The organism is Pantoea sp. X-Soil-TKNS-1207 (genome assembly GCF_059730485.1).
In genome coordinates this window covers 87,998-109,425 of the sequence record NZ_AP035960.1, presented here as the reverse complement: position 1 = coordinate 109,425, position 21,428 = coordinate 87,998, and the positions used below count along the sequence as shown (strand labels likewise).

The following is a 21,428-nucleotide window of genomic DNA, read 5'->3' as shown; positions in this document are numbered from 1 at the left end:
CCTTAAACCGTACGTTTCGGGGCTTTATCCGTCAGCCAGCTGTGATCCAGCCGGAACACCGCGCCGCGCGGATGCAGATGGTAGCCGCCGACGTAATCGCGGCTGGCCGCCAGCAGATCAAAGAAGGTGGGGATCAGCGACGGCACCTCGTCGTACATCAGCTGCTGCGCTTTGCCATACAGGCTGGTGCGCTGTGCCGTATCAGCGGTTTCACGCGCGGCACTCACTGCCGCATCAAATTCGGCGTTATTCCAGCGCGTTTCGTTCCAGGCTGCGCTGGAGGTGTAAAGCAGGGAGAAGACCGCGTCAGGCGTCGGCTGCATATTGTAGAAACCGACATAGAAATTGCCTTTCTTCCACACCTGGTCGAGATAGGTGCTGTGCGCCATGGTCTGCACCTCAATGCGGAAACCGCCCGGTTTCGCCATTTCACGCAGCGCAATGCCCAGCTGGGTGCGGGTTGAGGGTTTATCCGAGGCGATAAGTTTCAGATCCAGCCCGTTGGGATATCCGGCTTCAGCCAGCAGCGCTTTGGCTTTGCTGTAATCCACGGCTTTTTTCGCCAGCTGCGCGAAGAAGGGATAGGCGCTGTTGACCGGATTATCTTCCCCGGCGGTGCCCAGGCTGTTGGCAACGAAATCCACCGTGGCCTGACGATCAACGCACAGCGCCAGCGCCTGACGTACGCGCGCATCGTTAAAGGGTTTCTGATCGCAGCCCATGTTGATATTGAGGAACTGGCCGGACGCCACGCGCAGCGGCTGGACGCCCGCCGATTTCGACAGACGGGTAAATTCGCTCGACTGCGCTGACAGCATCAGGTCGGTATCACCGGCGATCAGCGCCGAACTCTCGGCGACGCCATCGGGATAAACCATCACCTCCACGCCATCGAGATAAGGGCGCTGCGGGTCGTAGTAGTTCGGGTTACGCGCCACCACGATTTTGCGTTCCGGGTCGTACGACACCAGTTTGAACGGCCCGGCTCCCAGCGCTTCTTTGTTCAGTCTGGTCAGATCGCCACCGGCGATGCTGGCGGGAATGATTTTGGCATCGGGATAGGCCAGCATCACCGGCAGATCGGCGTAGGGCGCGTCGGTTTCAATCACTACCGTTGACGCATCCGGCGCGCTGACCGTTTTGATCGGCCCGATATTGTGCTGGCCCGGCGAGGCGTTTTTCGGATCGAGAATCGCCCGCAGGCTGGCGACCACATCGGCCGACGTCAGCGGCGAGCCATCGCTGAAGCGCAGGCCGGGACGCAGGGTGAAGGTCCATTGTTTCAGGTCAGCGCTGGGTTGCCAGGATTGCGCCAGATCGGCTTCGGCTTTCATCTCCTGGGTCAGACGCGTCAGCCCGCTGTACAGCAGCTCCGCCACCAGATATTCCGGGTTTACCCGCGCCTGCTGAGGATTCAGCATGGTTACCGCCTGATCGACGCTGATGCGCAACACGCCACCTTTACGCGGCGTACCACCCACCGTGCTGCTGGAGACGGTCGCCGCAGACGTGGAAAAGGACCACGGCAGCAACGCTGCGCCGGTCACGACGGTGGAACTGGCGATAAACTGCCGGCGGTTTAACCCTTTCATTGCACACATCTTCTCTTCCTCACTGGTTTATTGGTGACCCTGGGTTGGCAAAAAATCATCGGCCAGATAGGCCAAAATGGACTGCGCAAGTGCGACTAAATCCGCCATGGTGGTGTACTCGTCCGCGGCGTGAATACGGTTATCCGGGCGGGCCAGGCCGCCGAGCAAAATTTCCTGAATACCGGCCTGCTGCACCCAGCCCATATCCGAGCTGGTGGACGATCCCCAGGCAGCGAAATCCGCTGCGTCAAAACCAAACCCCCGGCTCAGCGCCGCCTGCCAGCGCGGCCAGTGCGGGCCGCCGGGATCGGACACCGGCGCCAGATGACCAATCTTTTGCAGGGTGACATCGCGCGCGGCGGTGCCTGCCATCGCCCGATTCACGCAATCCACCAGCTCCTGCCAGACGTCCGCGAATGCCTCTTCGGGGGCATAGCGACGGTTGATCAGCAGTTCAAAACGTTCCGGGATGGTTGAGCCTTTGCTGCCGCCGTGGGCAGCCGCCAGCGTCAGGCGCGAGGTGAGCGGTTTTCCGGCGAAATGTGGCGGGGACGGCATGGCGGATTCACGCATTTCCACCTGCTGCTTCAGCTGATGGAGCGCGTTCATCAGCGGCACCGCGGCTTCGATGGCGTTAATACCGCCGACCGGATCGCCGGAGTGAGCGGAGCGTCCGGTAACGATGATTTTCAGATCGATGCTGCCAAAGCAGCCCGCCCAGATGCGCGGCACCGCGCCGCCGTTGAAGCTCAGCATATGGCCGTGGAAACATTGCTGCTCCGCCAGATAGCGGATGCCGGGGTACAGCCCCCCTTCTTCATCGCTGCACAGCAGGAAAACCGGGTTGAAACGCAGCCGCAGCCCGCATTGTCGCGCTGCGCGAATCGCAGCCAGCGCCGCAACGATCGTTCCTTTCATATCGGCGGCACCGCGGCCATACAGCCTGCCTTCGGCCTCGGTCAGAGCCAGCGGCGGAAAGCGCCAGCCATCCCCGGCCGGGACGGTGTCGACGTGGAAGTAGAGGTTGCAGTTCTCCTGCGCGCCACTCGCCAGCGCGGCGATGAGGTTCACCCGTTCCCCCTGCGCGCTGCCGTCCGGTGCCTGCCAGAGCGACTCCGGCACCGTCACGCGCTGAAACTGAAATTCCAGCGGCGTCAGCAGCCCGGTCATCAGGTCCGCAAATTGCGCATAGCCGTTGCCCGGCGGAAAACAGGTATCCACCGCCAGCATCTGTTGCAGGTCATCGATCATCGCAGCACCGTCATCGGCGATGACGCTGAACGCCTTCTCAAGGGGAGTCGCGTGGGCCATTTCTGTCGCTTATCTTGTATTTCTATATAGTTTATAGATAATGCAATTAACGCGCGGCGGTCAACCGGAAATCCGAACTATGCAAAAAAAGAATGACGAACAGGATGTGCTCAGTTTCGGTCGTCTGAGTGATGGCGAAGGGGCGCCACTGTACGAGGTGGTGAAGCGACATATCAGCGAATCGATCCTGCAAGGGGAGCTGACGCCGGGCACGGTATTACCGAGCGAAAACAGCCTGGCGGCGGACTTTGGCGTGTCGGTCGGTACTATCCGTAAGGCGCTGGCGGCACTCACCACCGAAGGGATGCTGATGCGGCGACGTAAAACCGGTACGGTGGTTACCGGCTGGGCGCCGCTGCATAATCTGAGCCACTTTTTTCAATATTTCCGCCTGCACGATAAACAGGGAGGGTTGCTGCAATCCCAGACCCTGCTGCTGGATTACCAGCGGGATCTCGCCACGGCGACGGAGGCCGGGAAGCTGCAAATCAATGCGGGTGATGAGGTTTATCGACTGTGGCGACTGCGTCGGGTGAATGGCTATGCCGCCATGCATGAAGCGCTGGTGCTGCCGGCTGCGCGGCTGCCTGATTTCCCCGGCCCGGACGCGCTGCCGCCGCTGTTGTATCGCTATCTGTTTGAACGCTATGACGTGCGCGTGGCGGCGGTGCGTGAGCAGATCACCGCCTGTCTGGCGACGGCAGAAGACGCCCGCTTACTGGAGCTGACCCTTCCCCATGCGGTGATGGTGATTGATGAGGTGTCGTATGATCAAAGCGCGGTGCCGGTGATCCTCGCGCATCACCGCTTTAGCACCGAGCATTTTATGTATGTGAATGAGATTCGATGATCAGACGGCAATGGAGGCGCCTTTCAGCGCCTCATAATGATCGCCTTACCAGGCGGTGATGCCCGTTCCTTTATAAACTTCATCAAACACTTTTTTCACCGCATCATTCTGATACGACGCCACCAGCGTTTTCACCCAGGGGGCATTCACGTTCTCTTTTTTCACCGCGATGAAATTGTTATAGGGATTATTTTTCACCGCTTCCTGCGCGATACGATCCTGTTTTGTCAGTCCACTTTTCAGTGCCCAGTCGGTATTTACAATCGCGGCATCGAGATCCGGCACCGAGCGTCCGATAATACCGGAATCCAGTTCTTTGATTTCGATATGACGCGGATTGTCGATAATATCCGCAGTGGTGGCGAAGATGCCGGCACCCGGTTTAAGTTTCAATACCCCTTCGCGCTGCAATAAGTTCAGTCCACGGGCTTCGTTCGCCGGATCGTTAGGGACGCCAACAACCGCTCCCTGCCGGAGATCGGCAGTTGATTTAACTTTTTTCGAATAGAGACCAATTGGCCACACCGCCGTATCACCGACGCGGACGATATCGTAATGATTGACCTTTATTTGATTATCGAGAAACGGCTGGTGCTGAAATGCATTGGCATCAACTTCACCATTTTGTAATGCTTCGTTTGGCTGGTTGTAGTCATTAAACACCACTGTTTTTACCGTCAGCCCTTTACTGGCGGCCTGCTTCACCACTTCACGCCAGACGTCTTCGTCCTCGCCGCTCATAATACCCACCTTAACGGCGGATTTATCTGCGGCCTGCGCGCCAGGCATTGATGACAACGCCGCGCTTATCAACAGGAAAATCCCTGCGGTGGCTAACACCACGGGGGTCAGTTTATTTTTGGCTGCTGCCTGAGTGGTATGCATAAGTTGTTCCCGAATGATATCAGAAGTTTATTATTTACTGCCGCAACGACAGATAGCGGCAGTATACTGAGTTGCCAGGCGCTGTATTATGATTTATTCGGGAATGTTATTTATAAAACAAGCAATTGGCGTAACCTTGCTGATTTTGCGCAAACGGCGAACCTGCGGTGCCTTTCATATTATCTGCTTATCATTGTAAGCCAGACGGCAAGGCCGACATTTTTCCATAGGTTTAAGCAATAAACTTTCGCTGGAGAAAGCTTCAGGTAAAACCCGGCAAAAATCTTTTAAAAAAATGAATGAGGTTAAAGTTGTGAGACAGATCTTATAAGCGAAGCGTGCAAATAAGATTTTTTGTACTTTATTCTACGATCTAACTGTGATGTACTTATTGACATGAAAATGAGGACATCAAAATCTCCTTTCATATACCTTTTATCACGACATTTATTTGTTAAATTTTATTCGTTCACCGACTCAAGACTTTTATCTGGAGATATTTATGAGTGATTCTCTTAAGGCGTTAAACAACATTCGCACCCTGCGCGCTCAGGCGCGTGACCTGCATCTTGCTGAACTGGAAGAAATGCTGGAAAAATTAAGTGTTGTTGTTGCCGAGCGCCGCGATGAAAGCCAGGCCGAAGAAAGCGCCGTGCGGGCAAAAGAAGAAAAACTGGCGAAGTATCGTGAATTGTTGCTGGAAGAAGGTATTGATCCTAACGAGCTTCTTGGGGCATTGCAGAGCGCCAGTCAGACGCGAAAAAAACGTGCGCCTCGCCCGGCGAAATACAAATACATCGATGAGAATGGCCAGGAAAAAAACTGGACCGGACAGGGTCGTACTCCGGCGGTAATCAAAGAAGCGATTGATAAAGGCAAGAAAAGCCTGGATGATTTCCTGATCTAATCATTTCTGGCGATGCACCGTTATTTAAGTGCATCGCCTTTTTTAGCAGCACTGTGACATTTTTTTTACGGTGTCCAGCAGTGATAAGCCAAATACATCCCCATGCCCCTGACCGTGATAGCGAATAACGCGCAGGTCGTTTCCCCGATCTCTCATCATGTTTATCAGCGTCGCTTCCGCACGTTCAGCTTCAGGATAAAGTGCCGCCGGGTAATCAATGCGGTTATCCCCGCTCATTAAAACCAGCGATTTACCAGCAAACCGCTGGGGTTTGGCCTGCTGCATTCGATGCAGAATACGCTGGTTTTGCCAAAGCAGCGAAGGCGCGGCTGAAAAATAATAATGAAACCAACAGGAGGAGCCTTGCTCTCTACCCAGGGAATGATGTGATCAACCCGGCACATCTTCGCCCGGTGCCGTGTAATCAAAAGTCCGCGCTTCTGCGTTAAACACGGCGGGACCCAGCCACACGTTATAGTGACGCCGCCCGTCAGCTAAATCCAGATGCAATGTCTGAACGCGATAATGTTCAGGTTCCCCCAGCGCGAGATTATCCCCTGATTATATACCGATCAGATAAGGCGCAAAGCGCAGCACCCCGTCGGGTTTCACGCCAAAGGTTTCCCTGAATAAAAACCATTCATAGCGGATGTCCTTTTCACCCCACTCCGGGTGCAGATCACACAGCAGTCCAAAGACCATTTCAGGATCGGGCATAATCAGGCGCGTAACCAGCGAATCGCTGGCAAACAACGTTTTAAAAAAATCCAGCCGATGAACCTTATTATCAACGGCAAAATCTTCGATTTTCAGAAACTGCGTGGTACTCAGCGCAGTATAAAAATCACGTTCTTCGACACTCCACCCTTCTGCTTCAGCTGCCATCACCTGATTAATGCGCTGCTGTAAGCGGCATAAGAATCCCGCGCCGGAAAGTTCATTCATAAACAGCGGACCGGAAAGCCGATATTTAGTCCAGACAACAAAATCTTTCAGTAACCGGGGTTCACCATTGACGCCCGCGACGCGCAGTTCGGCGGAGGCGTTACGCACTGACGCCGCATTTTCCAGCGACAAATCATCATATTGTTCCGGGCTGAGCGCCAGGGGCGCCAGGGTTCCTCTCCCAGAGATGGCTCCCGCACATGCCGACAGTAGCAACCCCGCCGGTTGCCTGCGTTTTACCTGCGCTAAAGGTAATCCCTGAGAGGCTGTTTTTGGCCGGATAATCAGTAGCTGGCCAGATTGATGAGGCTGCTGCCAGTAGGCTAACGGGCCATTGATAGTCTGCTGAAAATGCGCCATGTGCTGCCGGATGTCCGCATCCGGCAAAAACCTGCGCAACAACGCTTCGGCCGCAGGCACACCAGAGGCAAACAGCCGCAGCTGATCCAGCGTCTGCTGCCAGAACAGATAATTGATATCCGTCCAGTGTTCATCAACCTGATATTCCCAGGGCTGCATAAAGATATCCGCGGTTACATGCGGCAGCTGACCGTAATGACTGAAAAAATTATTCTGCGCCAGACAGCTTTGCTGCCAGCGCGTCATCTCTTCACGGGGTAATAAGCGTGGCGCCTGGTGGGATTTGAACCACCCGATAGCCTCAATGATACGCACAAGAATGCGCTTCCCCTCTCCGACCCAGGCGAAATCAGCGACGGTTGGCAGCTTCTGTACATAAACACTTCTGCTTATGTACTTTTCCAGCGCCGTAAACAATTTTCTTCTTATCTCTAAATCCGCCAGGGTGCGGTTACAGGCCCTGTCGTCATACAGATCAGCATCCCACCAGGACGAGACATTCCAGATGCCGGGCGTCAGCTCAATATTCTCTTCCATGCTATTTTGCAATTCGGTAGCCAGACCTCGCCCGCCAGCCATCAAATACTGATTTAAATCGACCAGTGATTCGCTACAAATTTTATGGCGAAACGGGATGCCCACCGCCTTATCCCCCAGTAAGCAGCGATATTCACGCTGTGCCGCCTCTTCACGTCGCCAGGACGTCGTTAGCTGCTGCTGCTCGGTGACGTTCAGCAGCGCCACAAAGTCAGGCATCAGTTTTTGCTGCTCATCGGCCAGGAATCTTTGCATCGTCGCGCCAAACGACTGTTCCGGTGGAATGCTGGCGGATGGGTCAATCTGCTGCGGCCAGTCAGTCCGTTCAGTGAGAAATTCCTGAAGTTCACCCTGAGTATCCAGAACGCGGTACATGATGTTGCGGTGATTATTGTGACTGAAGATAAAGACCAAATCCCCGTTGTGATATTGCAGCGTATAAGGGGTCAATTTCAGGGTGGCATTGTCGCCATTCTCAGATTGCAGATAGGAATCCGGGGAAAATACCCTCTGGCTGAACAGCGCATTGGCCGCGTCATCGGACATCAGGTGCCAGTTCTCCACAGTCTGGTTTGTCAGTTTACGCCATGCCAGCGGGACGGATTGGGCAAAAAACATCTGTGCGGGCAGCTGGCCGCTGCGTAACGCAGCAACGTCCTGAGTTAATTCCTGTTTCAGGGAGAGCGACGCCCAGATTCTGCCATGCACGGCTGCGTCGGCTAGCGGGTACAGCACCTCACGATCTTCCACCAGGCTGGCGTACAGCATCCGCTGACCGTCATGGTTAAAGCCGAGGTAACAAACCAGCCGCATCGGTTCCCACCAGATGCCGCTGAAGCCGCTTTCCGGCAGTGCGGCCGGGGATGGGAGATGACCAGACTCCCGGCGGGAACTTAACAAAGCCGCTTCCGCTGGCCAGTCGGTAAATTTCCCCATCACGCCGGTAATGGCCTGCTCAACGTATGCCACTGCTGACATAGTTGCCGGTTTGGCAACGCTGCGAATTTTCCACTGATTCACGTCAGGATCTGCCGCCAGGGAGAGGATGCGCTCAGACTGAACCTGCTCGACCATGACGTCATTCTCGCCAAAAAACGGGAAGTGCTGCGTCAGCCACTTTTCAGTCTGAATTTTTCTGCTGTTAAATTCCGCCTCATTTGTCGCCATTGCGAGGAGCTGTAAATGATCCTGTAACCTGGATTTCAGATCCTGACTGAAGGTGGCGCTCACGCTCTCATCCTGCCCGGTGTTGCTGGCGGCGGGGGTTATCGCGCTGCGGTTAAAGCTGAGGGTTGGCGATATTCCATCACCAAAGCAAAGGTGGGTTAATGCGTCATCCGTGCGCACGGCGGGTGTCTGACGTAAAGCACCTAAAACGGGCAGTGGCAGTGCTAAAGGCAGCAGCAGCCCCTCTTCTGCGTTCCGGATGTCGAAACCGATTCCCGCCAGTCGCATTCCCCGGTCAGGTCCCCCGGCCTGATACCAGGTGAAGGTTAATGCTCCCCGGTTACGTGCCTCACGCCATTGCAGCTCTTTTTTCGTCGGTATTACCTGTGTCAGCAAATTTTGCTGACTTTTAATGGCGCTGCCACCCTGAGCAAGCAGCTGCTGATGTTGTTCAGGTGAAACAGTGGCGAATGTTAATTCAGCCAGTAATGCCGCCAGTGCCTGGCTGGCATTGACGCAGGCGAGGATAAACGTCTGCATTTTAGCGGTCTGCTCCAGATGAGAAGCCAGCAACTTAAGGACGTCTTCCGCATAATGACGACCCGGCATAGTGAAAAGCGCCATCTGCCGCAGCGCCGATGTGGCAAAGGGAACGATGCCCGCATCACGCAGGGCAATGCTAAATAAATGCAGCAGGTTTCCGTGCGAAACAGCGCCAAACCGGAGCTGGTTGGCGATGATGGCGCCGAGACAAAGCTGTTGTGCGGATGCATTGCTCAGGGAGTTGTTTGTCAGAACCGGATCGATCGCAGAGAGTTTTCCCGAGAAGGCCAGCAGATGACGGATTGCCAGCGTGATATAACGTCGCGCTGCCTGCGTCGTCGCACCATCATTGATCTCAAGAATCTGTTGATAGAGCTGGCTGAGTTCATTACTTTGCCGGTGAATAAAATTCGCATCTGTTAACTGTGCCAGCGTCACGTCCGGCGAATTTATCTCACTTTGCAGCTGGTAGAAAATCCAATGATATAAATTGGGCGCAGCAGGATAAGACAGATGGAAGATATCGCTGAGCAGCTGGAGCAACCGATCTTCGTCGAGTAACATATCGCGCGGCAAATAGCGCATAAGCACCCTTCTCTGGCTGTCAATGATGGCTCCGCTTTCATCAATGATCATATTAATGAGCATCGTCACATCTCTGGATGAGACCCTTTCCGGTGAAAGCGGCGTGATATGATGTCCATAGAGGCGTTCGTGGAAAGGAAGCTGAGAATAATAAACAAAATAGTGCACCAGACTATTTAATGACGTTTTATATAATCGGTTATCTTCAACGCCACTTATTGTTTGCAAATATTGATGAGGCGAAATCATTATCTCAATCAGCGCCGGATCGTCCACCGACGGTAGCGGATAGAAAGGATGTTCGCGATACACCTGACGTCGGGAGCGACGGTGCGTTTCAGAAATAAAATCGTTGGTCAGGAAAGTAAACCAACTGCCATCATCAACCAGATAATATTGGCTAAACAAAAGATAAGGGTGGAGCGCACAACACTCTTTAAATACATTCTTCACCAGAGTGAGAAATTCAGATTTAAGCGCGTCGGCATCAATAATTTTGATCTCCCGCGACGTGGCTGCATTACGCAGCGCTTTCTGCCATTCCGCAGCCACTTTTTTGGTGACATCAGCAAGAAAGGATTTAAGATCCTGAAAGCGCATCTCGGGCGCCATATACTCCTGCAATAACGCCATCCAGTCGGCTTGTGCGCTAGCGCCAGACCACTCATCCATCTCATAGTTTGCCAGCACTCTGGCGCTGTATTCAATGCGCGAGTATTTCTCATAGATTCTGGCGATGGAACTTTTTATTTTTGCGCGCGTAGTAATAAAATCACCCGGCGTGAGCAGTACGGAATCTGGATGCAGACGCCGGTATTGTTCGTTGCGGTGGCTAAAGGTTGCCAGGTTCTGGCTAAATAATGTTATCGCGGCGGGCCGCTCTCTGAGCGTCTGGGCAATAAAGTCAGTAAAAAAATCAATCACCTCAATGTGAAATTTTTCCTGCGCAGACGTACGTGTAGAATAAAACGTTGTTTTATCGAGATCATAGTATATTTCTTGCTGCAAAAACCTTCCGGCACTTTTTTTCTCATCTTCACTCCCGATAGCAGCACGCAATAACAAATCAGCATCCTGACTGAATAATCGATCGGTCAGCATATAAATATAGTTATCTTCGAACGCCTGAATATTACTCTTAAAAACTTTATCAATTGTTTCCACAGCCTGAGAGATGAGCAGATTTTGCTCGGTGGTCAATATAATATTGCCAATCGTTGCGTTATGATTTAAGTTTCTTTTGAAGTAGTTATAAAACAAAGGTGCATTTATTACGCTGGTGTTGGTGTTCAGTCGGTAATAATTTTCAAGTTCAAGGATCTCGCTGACATACACCCCTACCGGCACAGCAAAAGCACAAAAGCAATACATTGCCATTTGATCATAGTCATTAGCTATTTTCCAGCCGCCATTTTTCGCGGTAGCGATGATGTCCAGGACATCACTGGAATTCAATGCAGCAAAAAACATGTCCTGATACAGCTCAGGGCTTTTCATATGAATATCAAATATATTTACCGTGACATTCTTAGGCTGACTCCCTTCAGAATAGCAAGGTATCTGGCCTTTAGGTGGTATGGGTAACGCATAGTTTTCAGTTTCAGAAATATTACCCTTTGGAGATTTCCAGCGTTCAAAGGGTAATATTTTCATAACAGAATACAGTTCCTTCATTTCTTTCTTGAACATAGCAAGAATAGCCGGAAGGGAATTGATGAAATTGGCATTACTGAGGGGATAAATCGTGGTCGTGGGCGTCGATGATAATAACAATGCCGCCTTGAAAATTTCATCCCTCGTCGATTTTATTGCCCCCTCCAGCTTAACGACTTCCTGCTCAATGACAATAATCTTCCCTAAGATCTTTTCCGAAAAACGTTGTCTGCTGGTCTGGGGTAAGGTATAGGCGATTTTTATGCTTTCTCTCAGTAATTTAATTTCGGCTTCTTTCTGTATCACTTTAACCCATAAAATTTTTGCCCCATGCCCAAGTGCCATTAAATTTTTCATTATGCCGACCGGGACCAGAATATCCAGCCCGCACAACCCAGCTTCTACAATATTCTGTGCCGCTGTGGTAACTTCTTTATCTTCATAGTTAAAGAATAAATCTTTACCCAGGTCATAACAGGGCTTCAGCGGCAGCTTATCGGCGATAATGCCCCACGCTCCTTTTCTCTCCTCTTGCTCGCTTTTTGTTTCACCTGCCCTGTAAAGTTTTTCCTTTTGATAGGCCCGGAGAGTTTTACGGTTTTCAACGGCCCTGGCAATAATCATCGGCATCGCCATCTTCGCCGGTCCCAGTGTTTTTTCTGAAAATAGCACGACAATTTGCTTAGCGGGTCGGGTGAATGCACACCATTTCGCTTTGGCGAGTTGTACATGTTCCTTAATAAATAGCCCGGCTTTTTCCGGTGGACTTAATAAGGAGGTGGTCGGTTCAATAATCGGCTCGCAGGGGTCCCAGAATTGCTTTCCATCCTCAAAGACATATTGCTCATCCAGAAATTCGTCCTCTAAGGTAAGGATGTCTTCCGTCTTATTCACCAGCAGCCGTTTCACGGGCAACTGTGGATGAATGCGACTCGATTCAACATTAGCGCAAAAGAACCGTTTTTCCCCGGTAACTTTATGGATTGCTGCAAAAAAAATACTCAACGCATACTTTTTACGGCTGTTGTAAACCATCGTTTCAGCCAGATTTGGCATTAGTCTTGTCGCTTTTGACATGAAGACTAAACGAATCGGTTTAAATCTTTTATTATCAAGTTCAATGGTGATGATTTCGACATTCTCATCATAAATAAAACTCTTTTCCGCGGCGGTAGTCAGCTGCATCCCCATGGTGAAAACTTCTTCATAAAGCGCCACATGCTTTTCATCCACCATTCGGGAGAGACTTTCATATTCGCTTTTTAACTCATCTCGTTTGGGATGTGCTCGCAGGGTGAATGCCGATGTATCGGTTGATATATGGTTGCGCATAGCCATCGGAATCATATTGGGCATGCGTTCGTAGACAGCCTGCATCCCATCCGGGTAACCACGGATGACATCACCGAAATTTTTATATTCCGGCAGATGTTCAATGACCGGATCGCGGTAAGGTCTTCCATGCACCTGCAACGTTCGCTGGTCAAAATTCATCGGCTTCCGGGTGTTCACTCCCAGCGGCAGGTAGTTTACTTCAATGATATCTTCAAAAGTGATGGTCGGCACATTTTCAAGCTCGACATCTTTTTCATGGTAAGCAAAAAAATGCTGATTAACTTTTCTGAAGTAATTTTCGTAGCGGGCCTGCTCCTGATCAGGCTCGATAAGCACTTTATACTGTCTGCCTCTTGCCAGCATAAATGCCGTAATTTCACCTTCGGTTAGCGCGGATTGGAAATTTTCAAACGACATACGTTTATTTTCCGGATAGCGCATCCCCATATTAATCCAGTAGTAATGAATACCTTTCGAAATCACCAATTCATTGCCTCTTTTATGATTTTCGAACTGGACAAAATCAGGGGCGCACTGGACAATGAAAAACTGGATTAGCTTTTCTAACTTGGTTAAATCAATAACCCCTAATGTGCTGACCAATACTCTTGAAGCATAAGAGCGAAGCTGTTCAAGCGACTGCGTGATAGTGTTGTTTCTTACACCATCTGCATTCTTTTGCCATATATCGTTAACCCGTATACCTAACGCGGTAATAAGTTTATTGAGATTTACCGCATTCTTTTTCCCCAGCGGCGTGAGCAAGACAGAAAAAACATAGGTTAGGAACAGATTCATCTCATCCCGATCCTGATGAGTGAAGGCGGTGATATTCCAGTTGGTTATTATATTTCCGGCATGTTTGATATTTAAATCGCCGTATTCATCAAAAATATACTGGCTGAACTCGTCAACCAATCTCAGGCCGGTCTTATCCGAATGGAGCAACTCTCTGACTTTGCTGGTGGTGTTATAACAGCTGATATCTACCGCGATGTTCCCGGTCAGACTATAGGCAGGTGGTTTGTTGCCGGCAGATACCTCATGCTGACTCTCCAGCTCATCATCCGCTACAACAGGTGTCTTTTTATCGTTATAAGAAAGATATTGATAGCCAAAGTACAAACCCGCACCCAGTGCCGTTACGACGCCGGTGAGTCGGGCCATATTGCCTCCGGGGAGCTGGCTATTGGCGGTCAACGCCATTGAGCCTAATCCTCCCAGAAGTGGGGTATTCGCGCGTGTTCTACTGGATGAAGTACCCGAATGACCGCTTTCCTCCCGAGATCCCGTTTTTTCCTGCGCCGCTATTTCCTCACGATTTTTTTGTCGTGGGGAATGATGACGCAACTTTATTTCCCTCTGCATTCGACGTGAATTTTCTTCGATTGATATATCAGGAAATAATTCCCCCACCGGATTGAAGTTGCTAATGTAATTAATCATTCCCGCCAGCGGCGGACATAGCAGGGAGATGCCTTTTACCGCCAGAGACTTTATTCCTTTATTAATTAAAGGCAATGTAATGAGTTTGGGTGAAATAAAAGAAGAAAAAAAACTCAACAGCACCGTATCGCGCCCTATCAGCGTCGGGCGCGCATCTGCCGATGGGTTGCGTAACGCATTGCCTTTTTTCAGTGTTTTAACAAGACGCCTGAAGACTGCCTGATTCACCTCAAGAGGAGTGCCGGGTTCAAGGCCAATCAAATCGAAAAAATTCCGGGTTGCCTGTTCTGCGCGTGATCTTTTTTCTGGCTGATAAAGTTTATCCAGGAGTTTCTTATTGCTCTCCCGCATCATAATCTTTATCGCTATCGATAAATGAAGATAATGTTTATAGGGATAATTATCGCTTTTATAGTCGTCTTCAGTTTTTAAAACAAAAAAGTCGGTTTCCGGAATGATTTTCGCCACCTGATTGCCAATCACGCTTATCGGCACATTAGTTATCTTTCTCACCGAACCGATCAAAACATTATGGAGATCAAGTACGCCAGTATAGATTGAGTCGCTATTAAAAAAATCAGAAAGTAAATTGCAGGTTCTCACTTTTCACATTCCTTATAATTTCTGATAAAATATCCATGCCTGACAGGCCAAATCAACTGTAGTGCCAGATCGAGAAAAAAACAGGCGTGGGAAATGAATTTTTTACAGGTCTAACCCTGATAACTGAATGGAGAAGCTATACTGGGATAATACTATTCGTTTATCTACTTTCCCTCTGGCACAATCCATATGAAAGTTCCCGCATTGCTCTCGATATCGGCTTCATCCTTATCCCTGAATACCTCTTCCCGAAAAAGAACCATCGCTGAGGTATGCAATACCTCCGTGATGCCAGGTCTTTCCCCGAATAATACCGATGACATAAAAATTAAAATGTTATTGGCAGAGCTGATTCAGGATACCGAGTACAGTCTGGACCAGCTGGTTGAGAGATTGGTATTGAGGTTCACCTATAAAGAACGGATGAACGTTACTTCTGAGCAGATATTTGACGCTCTGCCCGAACATGCGCGTGATTTTATCGATAAATCTTTACCCGAACATGCCATAAAAACCATTAAAGCACGGGTGCCGCGCGAACTCAGGCCGCTGATTAATCCTGAGTGGGAAAGAATATACCGGGAGCGCGGAGAAAGTAGCTGGATTGATACGGTAATGCGTCTGGTAAGCGCGTTTCCCCGGCTAAATCCCTGGCAAATACAAAAGGCTCTGCTGGAGAATAGTACGCGTCCCTACATCATTACCCTCTGTCGGGTTCATGCCGCTTTTCATTCGGGCATCACCGAGAAACAGGTAGAACGCCTCAGGGAAGATCTGAAAAATCTTCCTGCCAAATATATTGGCTGGATGGAACGTCTGGTCGCTTTACAGCAGGAATTTATCGCTTACCAGATTATGTCGGACACCGCGATACATGCGGCTTTGACACTGGCGGGTATCGAACTGGCGCAAAACCTGGTAACGCAGGCCAAAGTTGCCTGGGTGCTTAAACCCGCAACAACGCTCACTGTCTGGTTCGAAAATTGCTGGCCTGCTCTGACCGGTGAACTGGATACGGCTAAGCTGGTGATTCTGTTGTGTCAGAAGGGACGGCCGAAACATATCGCTTCGCTTGAGCTGTGGCGTCTGCTGTATGAGAAGGATGAGTTTATTAGCGTTGCTATGCTGGAACAGGCGATAAATCACATGAAGCAGACGGAACGGGAGATTAATCCTCACTGGCGAACCGTCTGGGCGGTACCCAATATGACGCTGCTGAAACGACTGGGAATGCTGTTGCTCAGTCTTAAAGGGACAGGAATTACGTGGCTTCAGACGCGCTCGGCTCTCGAAATGATCGGCGTGCCGGTGAACGATGAGATGATGGATTTAGCTGAGAGGGCCTGCAACGTTGCGTTTACAACGGAAGAACTCCGGCAGGTTAACGATGCCTGGGCAAACGTGCAGCGATATAGCAACCCCAAAGAGAAACGGTTGCTCCTGCGTCAGCAACTGGGGTCTCCCTCAGATGCAAAGCTACTCTGCCTGCTGTGGCATATTGGCGTTGACCTCAGTTATGAAGCCTTTCTGCTACCGGACGCAGCCAATCGCAGCCGCCGCGTCAGAGTGAGTCAGTAAAGGAGGCGTTGCTTGTTATCAGCGTTGAAGGAGGTTTTCTGCCTTAAGCATTAGCGAACGGCAGAAAGAGAAAAGCCTCAGGAGAGAGTGACATCCACCTGAGGCCGCTGGCCTCTTACTCACCGTTTCGTTGCGGTTCAGCCCCCGCTCTCTGGCACCCTTGTTTTCCGTTTATCTCTGGCTGCCTGATCTCAGACGCAACAAATTGCCAGCATTGCTGATTTAGAAAGTCATTAAATTAGAATCAGTTGAACTGCAAAAATAACCAATGAGGGTGACAGAACAGCGTTACTGGCAATCTGCGCCGTTTACCTCTATGCTGATATGATCCTCTCTAAAGAATGTGCCTTTATGAAAGCACTATGATGCTTGATAAAGAATCAACTTTTTACCGAAGGACAAGGATGTGTATTTCTCGTGAGTAAAGGTTTGAATTAAACCTGATAGTTAGTCTCTCCGCTCTCTAAGTGCTTAAACCAGAAAGAGTTCGGGATGCCGGACTCTCATTACCGCAAGTCATGCACTTTAATTTCATGTCTGATATTATCCAGATATACCACAAGGATGAAGCCGGAGAACATTATGCCATTTGCAAAAATTATGCGTGATTCTTTGACCCTGGTTAAACAGGATGGCTCTAAAACAGAAGGGATTAAAGGAAACGTCCAGAAAAATATCATTTATATCCATCGTCATGACATTATGATTGAAACGGGTGACGAATTGATCAGAACCATGCCCGGAGGCAGAGATGAAGGATATGTTGTTATTCAGCCGAATTTCCGTGAGGGTTTAGGTTCAATTCCGGCTGGTTATCAGGCAGAAGTAGAACGGAAGTCACTATTCGCGTCTTCGGTCAAATCCATTGAGACACATCCGACTTCCGTTTCTGCTCCGGTTACAAATAACTATCATTTCCACGGCGACAATGGACGCGTCAATAATAACTCAGTCGACAACTCACATAATTATAAAGGCGGTAGTGAGGATATAAGCCATGTGCTGAATACCATATTGGCGGCACATGACGAGGGAGCGGCGAATGAAGTGCCTGCACATGCTAATCACACCGAAGCAACAAAGTTAATGATTGTTCAGGATAAACTTAACAGCCTGAGTCTGCAAAGACGATTGCAAAAACTTTGCATGGCGTTCTTCCATAAGCATTGAAGACAGGCATTATTCATCAATTCATAATTGGACCACTTTTTTACTCTTCCGTATGAAGAGTCATCAGAAAAAAGCCAGGCATAGAGATTTTTGATCTACAGAGGGTATAACGATCACCTCTATGCCTGTGCTGCAATCACGCCGCGCAATGATCTTCTGGACGCTATCCAGACCCATTGTTCTTGCCGATTATCCGCTCACTGGCCACGGAAAATTTTTCATCACATGGAGTGAACGCGAATTAATCATTGAATAGCTATTATTCATCTTTCAGGGCCACACTTATGGCGGATTGCTGATGCCTGATAATCTGATAATAACCTCTTCCCTGAAATTGCTGACAAAATCCCCGACTGGAACGCAAAGCCGACCACTGGCTAAGCATATGCGTTCAGTCCATCTCAGTGCCGCTCGTCTGCATCCGGCGCCATTCAGAGAGAGAAAAAAGCCCCAGGAAACTTTTCTGCGCGACCTGCGCCAGGCGTTTACCGGTTTTAGCAAAAAAACCAATGACGATAAAACACTGGTCACCCGTATCGGACAGACTCTGCTCAGGTTCACTCGTGAAGAACTTTCGTCGATCTCAACCCGGCAGTTTCGTCAGTTTATGGAGGATAACTTCAAACTCGGGATTGGGAAAACGCCGGCAGAGAATGCGCTGTCTATCGCGCGGGCAGATATGTCCCCGTTGCAGGGTTCGATTAAAGACTGGTGGCAACAAACTGAAGATGAATCCAATACCCCGGCGCGAATCAAAACGGTGATTAAGATGGCGCTGCAACAGAATGCAGAACTGACGATGTTCCAGATCGCCCGCGCACTGTGGGACATCGGCGTATTCTTCGATTTTAATAAGATGCGGCGCATCCATTCACCGGTCGAGGTTCCTTTTTCGCCCCAGGAAGTCGCATGGATCAATAATACCAACCTGACGAATAGCAGCGACAGTCACGAGCTGACGGTACTTATTCTCGCATTGCTGAATCAGCCGTTTTGCCTGAAGAGAAAGGAGGAGCAGCTTTTTACAGTCATCCATCATACGAATAAAAATAGTAAACGTCTGATGGTGAGAGATGCTAAAACGCTCCATGTAAAAATCCCTTCAGAGGAGCAGAAAGCGTGGTTTTACAAAAACTGGCCAACCATCGCCAAAAATAAAAGGCGTCTGGCGCCGAAATTACGATTTCTGCTCAGCACAAAAGATCCGGCGTTACGCATCGATGCCCCGGTACTGTGGCATCTTCTATTCGCTGTCGGGGTAAAAGTCAGCCTTTCTACCTTAGCGAATTTCCTGAACTCGATAAAAGTTAAGGGATCACCCCTGCCGACAGATAAAGTGAAGCAATGCTGGGAGGAGGTACTGACTGAGGCCAGGATGCTGAAGCAACGCAGCAATGAAAATATGACGTTAATGAGGCAGGCCGGAAAATTGCTGGAAAAACTCATCAGTACCGACATATCTGCGCAGCAAACGCGTTCAGTGCTCGAAAAAGAGAAACTGGCGCGGATAAGCCGATCGACAATTGAAATTGCCCACACCGCAGTCTGGATGACACATTCCCCGGCAGAGCGGCTATGGATTAAGAGTGCGCTGGCACAGCGTCCTCTGATCAATAATGAAAAGCTGGTGCGCTGGATAATTAATCTGTTGCAACATGAGGGGCGCCCACTCAGCATCACGCCGTCTAAGTTGTTAAGTTTGCTGTGGCGCGAAAATATCGACATTTCTTACACGACCCTAAAAGATGCTTTTCACATCAGCGCAAAACCAGCTCCTGCGCAGGCGAGTTCCTCGTCTGAAGCCAGCCAGTATTGCCCTCCTTCCCCGCTGTTTCAGGATGAGGAGGAAATGTTGCCCGCCATAGAAATTAAAACTGATACTTTGCGCCAGCTGGCCCTGCCTGCCGGATGGATACCGCTCTCACCCGGCGAGCCTGATCGGGAGATGGATACATTGTTCGGCATGTTCGACTCGGGACCGATGGGCAGAACGTTAACCATTAAAACCCAGGATTCCGTCGATAAAGAGTATCAGTGGGAAGATCAATATTCCCGCAGCAGCCAAATGGAGTGGCTATAACCCGGCTCATACGTTATTTATCCGACAATAATCTTAATTCCTTCAGGGCGATATTTTTCTCCCGACCTATCGTTATTATGCAATTCAATCGCTGATGGATAACTTATGGACCGGGTTTCCCCTGAATCATCATTTTCAGTACCAATAGGATCAACAGCGGCCGCTAGCGGAAAACGCAAGCTATCAAATCAATTGATGGTCGCCAATAACAGCCACCAGCCAGAGAGCGATAAGCCCAAAAAACTGAAGATAGCGGCTAATCCCGTCGTTCAGGCGTGCGACAACATCTGTTTTAAAAAGCTGTGGGCCAATTTCCCGGACTATTGGAAGTATGTCGACCAGCAGAGCAGCGAGCAGATTAAAATAGAGCTTCTGCTGCGGCAATTCCCGCCAGACGAAATAGAGGGTTTAGAATCGTGTCATCTGGAGCAGGTGCTCACTCAATATAAAATTAAAATCAATCCACCTGCGATAGCCAGCGCCCTCCGGGCCGCACTGGCAAAAGTCCCGACCCATAATCAGGATTGGATATCTACATACGCGCTGACGCATCCCACTCCGGTGAAAGGCCATCATACCGAATGGATAAAAACCATGCTCGATGAGCCGGATTGCCCGGTGCTGGAAGCCAATCCCATGTGCCACGCGCTGAGGAATATCGGGGTGAAGATGGTGACCTGTACTTTAAAATCCATTCTGGATGTCAAATATGCGGTGGTCACGGAAGGTGAAAAGAGAGTGATTGGCGAGCTTCTGCCGCCTATCCCTGGCAAGCCGTGCGAAATCAGCCAGGTACTTGCGATGCTTGGCAACCCCGAATTTCAGGGATTGAAGCTGGGAAAAGCCCAACTTTATAAAGCGTTGCTGGGAGAGAATCCTTATCTGAAAGTCAGGGTGAGCGAGCATATGTTGAAATCTGCCCGTGCTATCTACAGCGCAACCATCAGCCGCCCGCTGCAAAAGTGGTTTGATTTATGGTTCCAGACCAACAAGGTCGCGCTCTCCTGCGAGCTACCGGCATCGGCACTGTTTGAACTGTTGAGTGAAGGTTATTTCCCACCGATGAGCGCCACAAAATTTTGCCACATGCTGTGGAAAAAAGGTGTCGTGATCAACGTTCCCATGGCACAGCAGGCCCTGAAACGCGCCGAAGAGTGCAGCCGGGTCACACTCACGGACCAACAAAAAGCCGGGATTGGGGAAATATGGCTCCTCTATTCGCTGCAGAGCGAGATGAGTGGAGAGAAGATGCTGGGCATGACCATGCGCGATTGCAGGATAACGGACAAGCAGCTGATGGCCTATCTGAAATACGTCAGGCAACGATTCGATCCCGCCGCGATGTATCGCAGCGGTCTGGCGATCAAAGCTGAGCTTCCCTCACCGCAAACACTCGCATGGATGCGGGAGACCTGGCAGCACATCATAAAAAAATTCAGGCAACATGCCCTTCCCGAGACTCCCTATTCCGACAAAGATAAATCGGCCCGCTTGCTGGAAATGCTGCGACGAACGGATTGTCCTGACGAAATAAAAAAGATGAATACCGTGGTTCTTATGCGCGCGTTGTGGGAAATCGGCGCAGATATCTCAGAGTTTACGCTGCGTAATGTGCTCAAAACTGTTTATGTCGCGCCGCTGAGTGATGTTCCAGCCCTGCCCGCTTTAGCGATGCCCGCGCCGGTCGCCACGCCCTCTGCGCCACTCTTTACGGACGACATCTCCTTTGAACGCCCTGGTAATGAAGATCATGAGTGGGAACACCTGGCTGAGGCTTATATACCGGATTGAATCGAAACTGCGCGCCCCACGGCATTTTTGCCTGAGCAGGAATCATATAATTTCCCGCCTGCACCTTTATCTACCCACTGACTCATGGAC

The 21,428-nt window shown here is 50.2% G+C and carries 11 protein-coding genes; 6 read left to right on the top strand and 5 right to left on the bottom strand.

Annotation, left to right across the window (positions count from 1 at the left end; all coding sequences use genetic code 11):
* Positions 1 to 2 precede the first annotated feature (2 nt).
* The gene (locus AC6I8V_RS23910; protein WP_497846880.1) at positions 3 to 1,601 is read right to left on the bottom strand and encodes an ABC transporter substrate-binding protein; all 1,599 of its coding nucleotides are present in this window, start codon (positions 1,599 to 1,601) and stop codon (positions 3 to 5) included.
* 18 nt (positions 1,602 to 1,619) lie between these two features.
* Positions 1,620 to 2,903, bottom strand: coding sequence for a M20 family metallopeptidase (locus AC6I8V_RS23905; protein ID WP_497846879.1), 1,284 nt, complete (start codon positions 2,901 to 2,903; stop codon positions 1,620 to 1,622).
* A gap of 79 nt (positions 2,904 to 2,982) precedes the next feature.
* Between AC6I8V_RS23905 and AC6I8V_RS23900 the strand changes: the two genes are divergently transcribed.
* Positions 2,983 to 3,753: a GntR family transcriptional regulator gene (locus tag AC6I8V_RS23900; RefSeq protein WP_497846878.1), complete on the top strand. Its 771-nt coding sequence runs from the start codon at positions 2,983 to 2,985 to the stop codon at positions 3,751 to 3,753.
* A 45-nt stretch (positions 3,754 to 3,798) separates the two neighbouring features.
* Here the strand turns inward: AC6I8V_RS23900 and AC6I8V_RS23895 are convergent, their stop codons facing one another.
* Positions 3,799 to 4,638, bottom strand: coding sequence for a MetQ/NlpA family ABC transporter substrate-binding protein (locus AC6I8V_RS23895; protein ID WP_497846877.1), 840 nt, complete (start codon positions 4,636 to 4,638; stop codon positions 3,799 to 3,801).
* A 502-nt stretch (positions 4,639 to 5,140) separates the two neighbouring features.
* On the opposite strand from AC6I8V_RS23895, the gene AC6I8V_RS23890 reads away from it, so the two are divergent.
* Positions 5,141 to 5,545: an H-NS family histone-like protein gene (locus AC6I8V_RS23890; RefSeq protein WP_497846876.1), complete on the top strand. Its 405-nt coding sequence runs from the start codon at positions 5,141 to 5,143 to the stop codon at positions 5,543 to 5,545.
* Positions 5,546 to 5,587: 42 nt separating this feature from the next.
* Here the strand turns inward: AC6I8V_RS23890 and AC6I8V_RS23885 are convergent, their stop codons facing one another.
* Complete coding sequence (locus tag AC6I8V_RS23885) at positions 5,588 to 5,830, bottom strand: hypothetical protein (RefSeq protein WP_497846875.1); 243 nt, start codon at positions 5,828 to 5,830, stop codon at positions 5,588 to 5,590.
* A gap of 276 nt (positions 5,831 to 6,106) precedes the next feature.
* Entirely contained in the window at positions 6,107 to 14,719 is an 8,613-nt protein-coding gene (locus AC6I8V_RS23880) for a hypothetical protein (protein ID WP_497846874.1), read from the bottom strand.
* Positions 14,720 to 14,908: 189 nt separating this feature from the next.
* On the opposite strand from AC6I8V_RS23880, the gene AC6I8V_RS23875 reads away from it, so the two are divergent.
* The 4 genes from AC6I8V_RS23875 (at position 14,909) to AC6I8V_RS23860 (ending at position 21,338) form a co-directional block, all read left to right on the top strand.
* Positions 14,909 to 16,297, top strand: a complete 1,389-nt coding sequence (locus AC6I8V_RS23875; RefSeq protein ID WP_497846873.1) for a hypothetical protein — start codon at positions 14,909 to 14,911, stop codon at positions 16,295 to 16,297.
* A gap of 582 nt (positions 16,298 to 16,879) precedes the next feature.
* Positions 16,880 to 17,467 carry a hypothetical protein gene (locus AC6I8V_RS23870; RefSeq protein ID WP_497846872.1) on the top strand — a complete coding sequence of 196 codons (588 nt, stop codon included), beginning with the start codon at positions 16,880 to 16,882 and terminating at the stop codon, positions 17,465 to 17,467.
* 298 nt (positions 17,468 to 17,765) lie between these two features.
* Positions 17,766 to 19,547, top strand: coding sequence for a hypothetical protein (locus tag AC6I8V_RS23865; RefSeq protein WP_497846871.1), 1,782 nt, complete (start codon positions 17,766 to 17,768; stop codon positions 19,545 to 19,547).
* 105 nt (positions 19,548 to 19,652) lie between these two features.
* The gene (locus AC6I8V_RS23860; protein WP_497846870.1) at positions 19,653 to 21,338 is read left to right on the top strand and encodes a hypothetical protein; all 1,686 of its coding nucleotides are present in this window, start codon (positions 19,653 to 19,655) and stop codon (positions 21,336 to 21,338) included.
* Positions 21,339 to 21,428 lie beyond the last annotated feature (90 nt).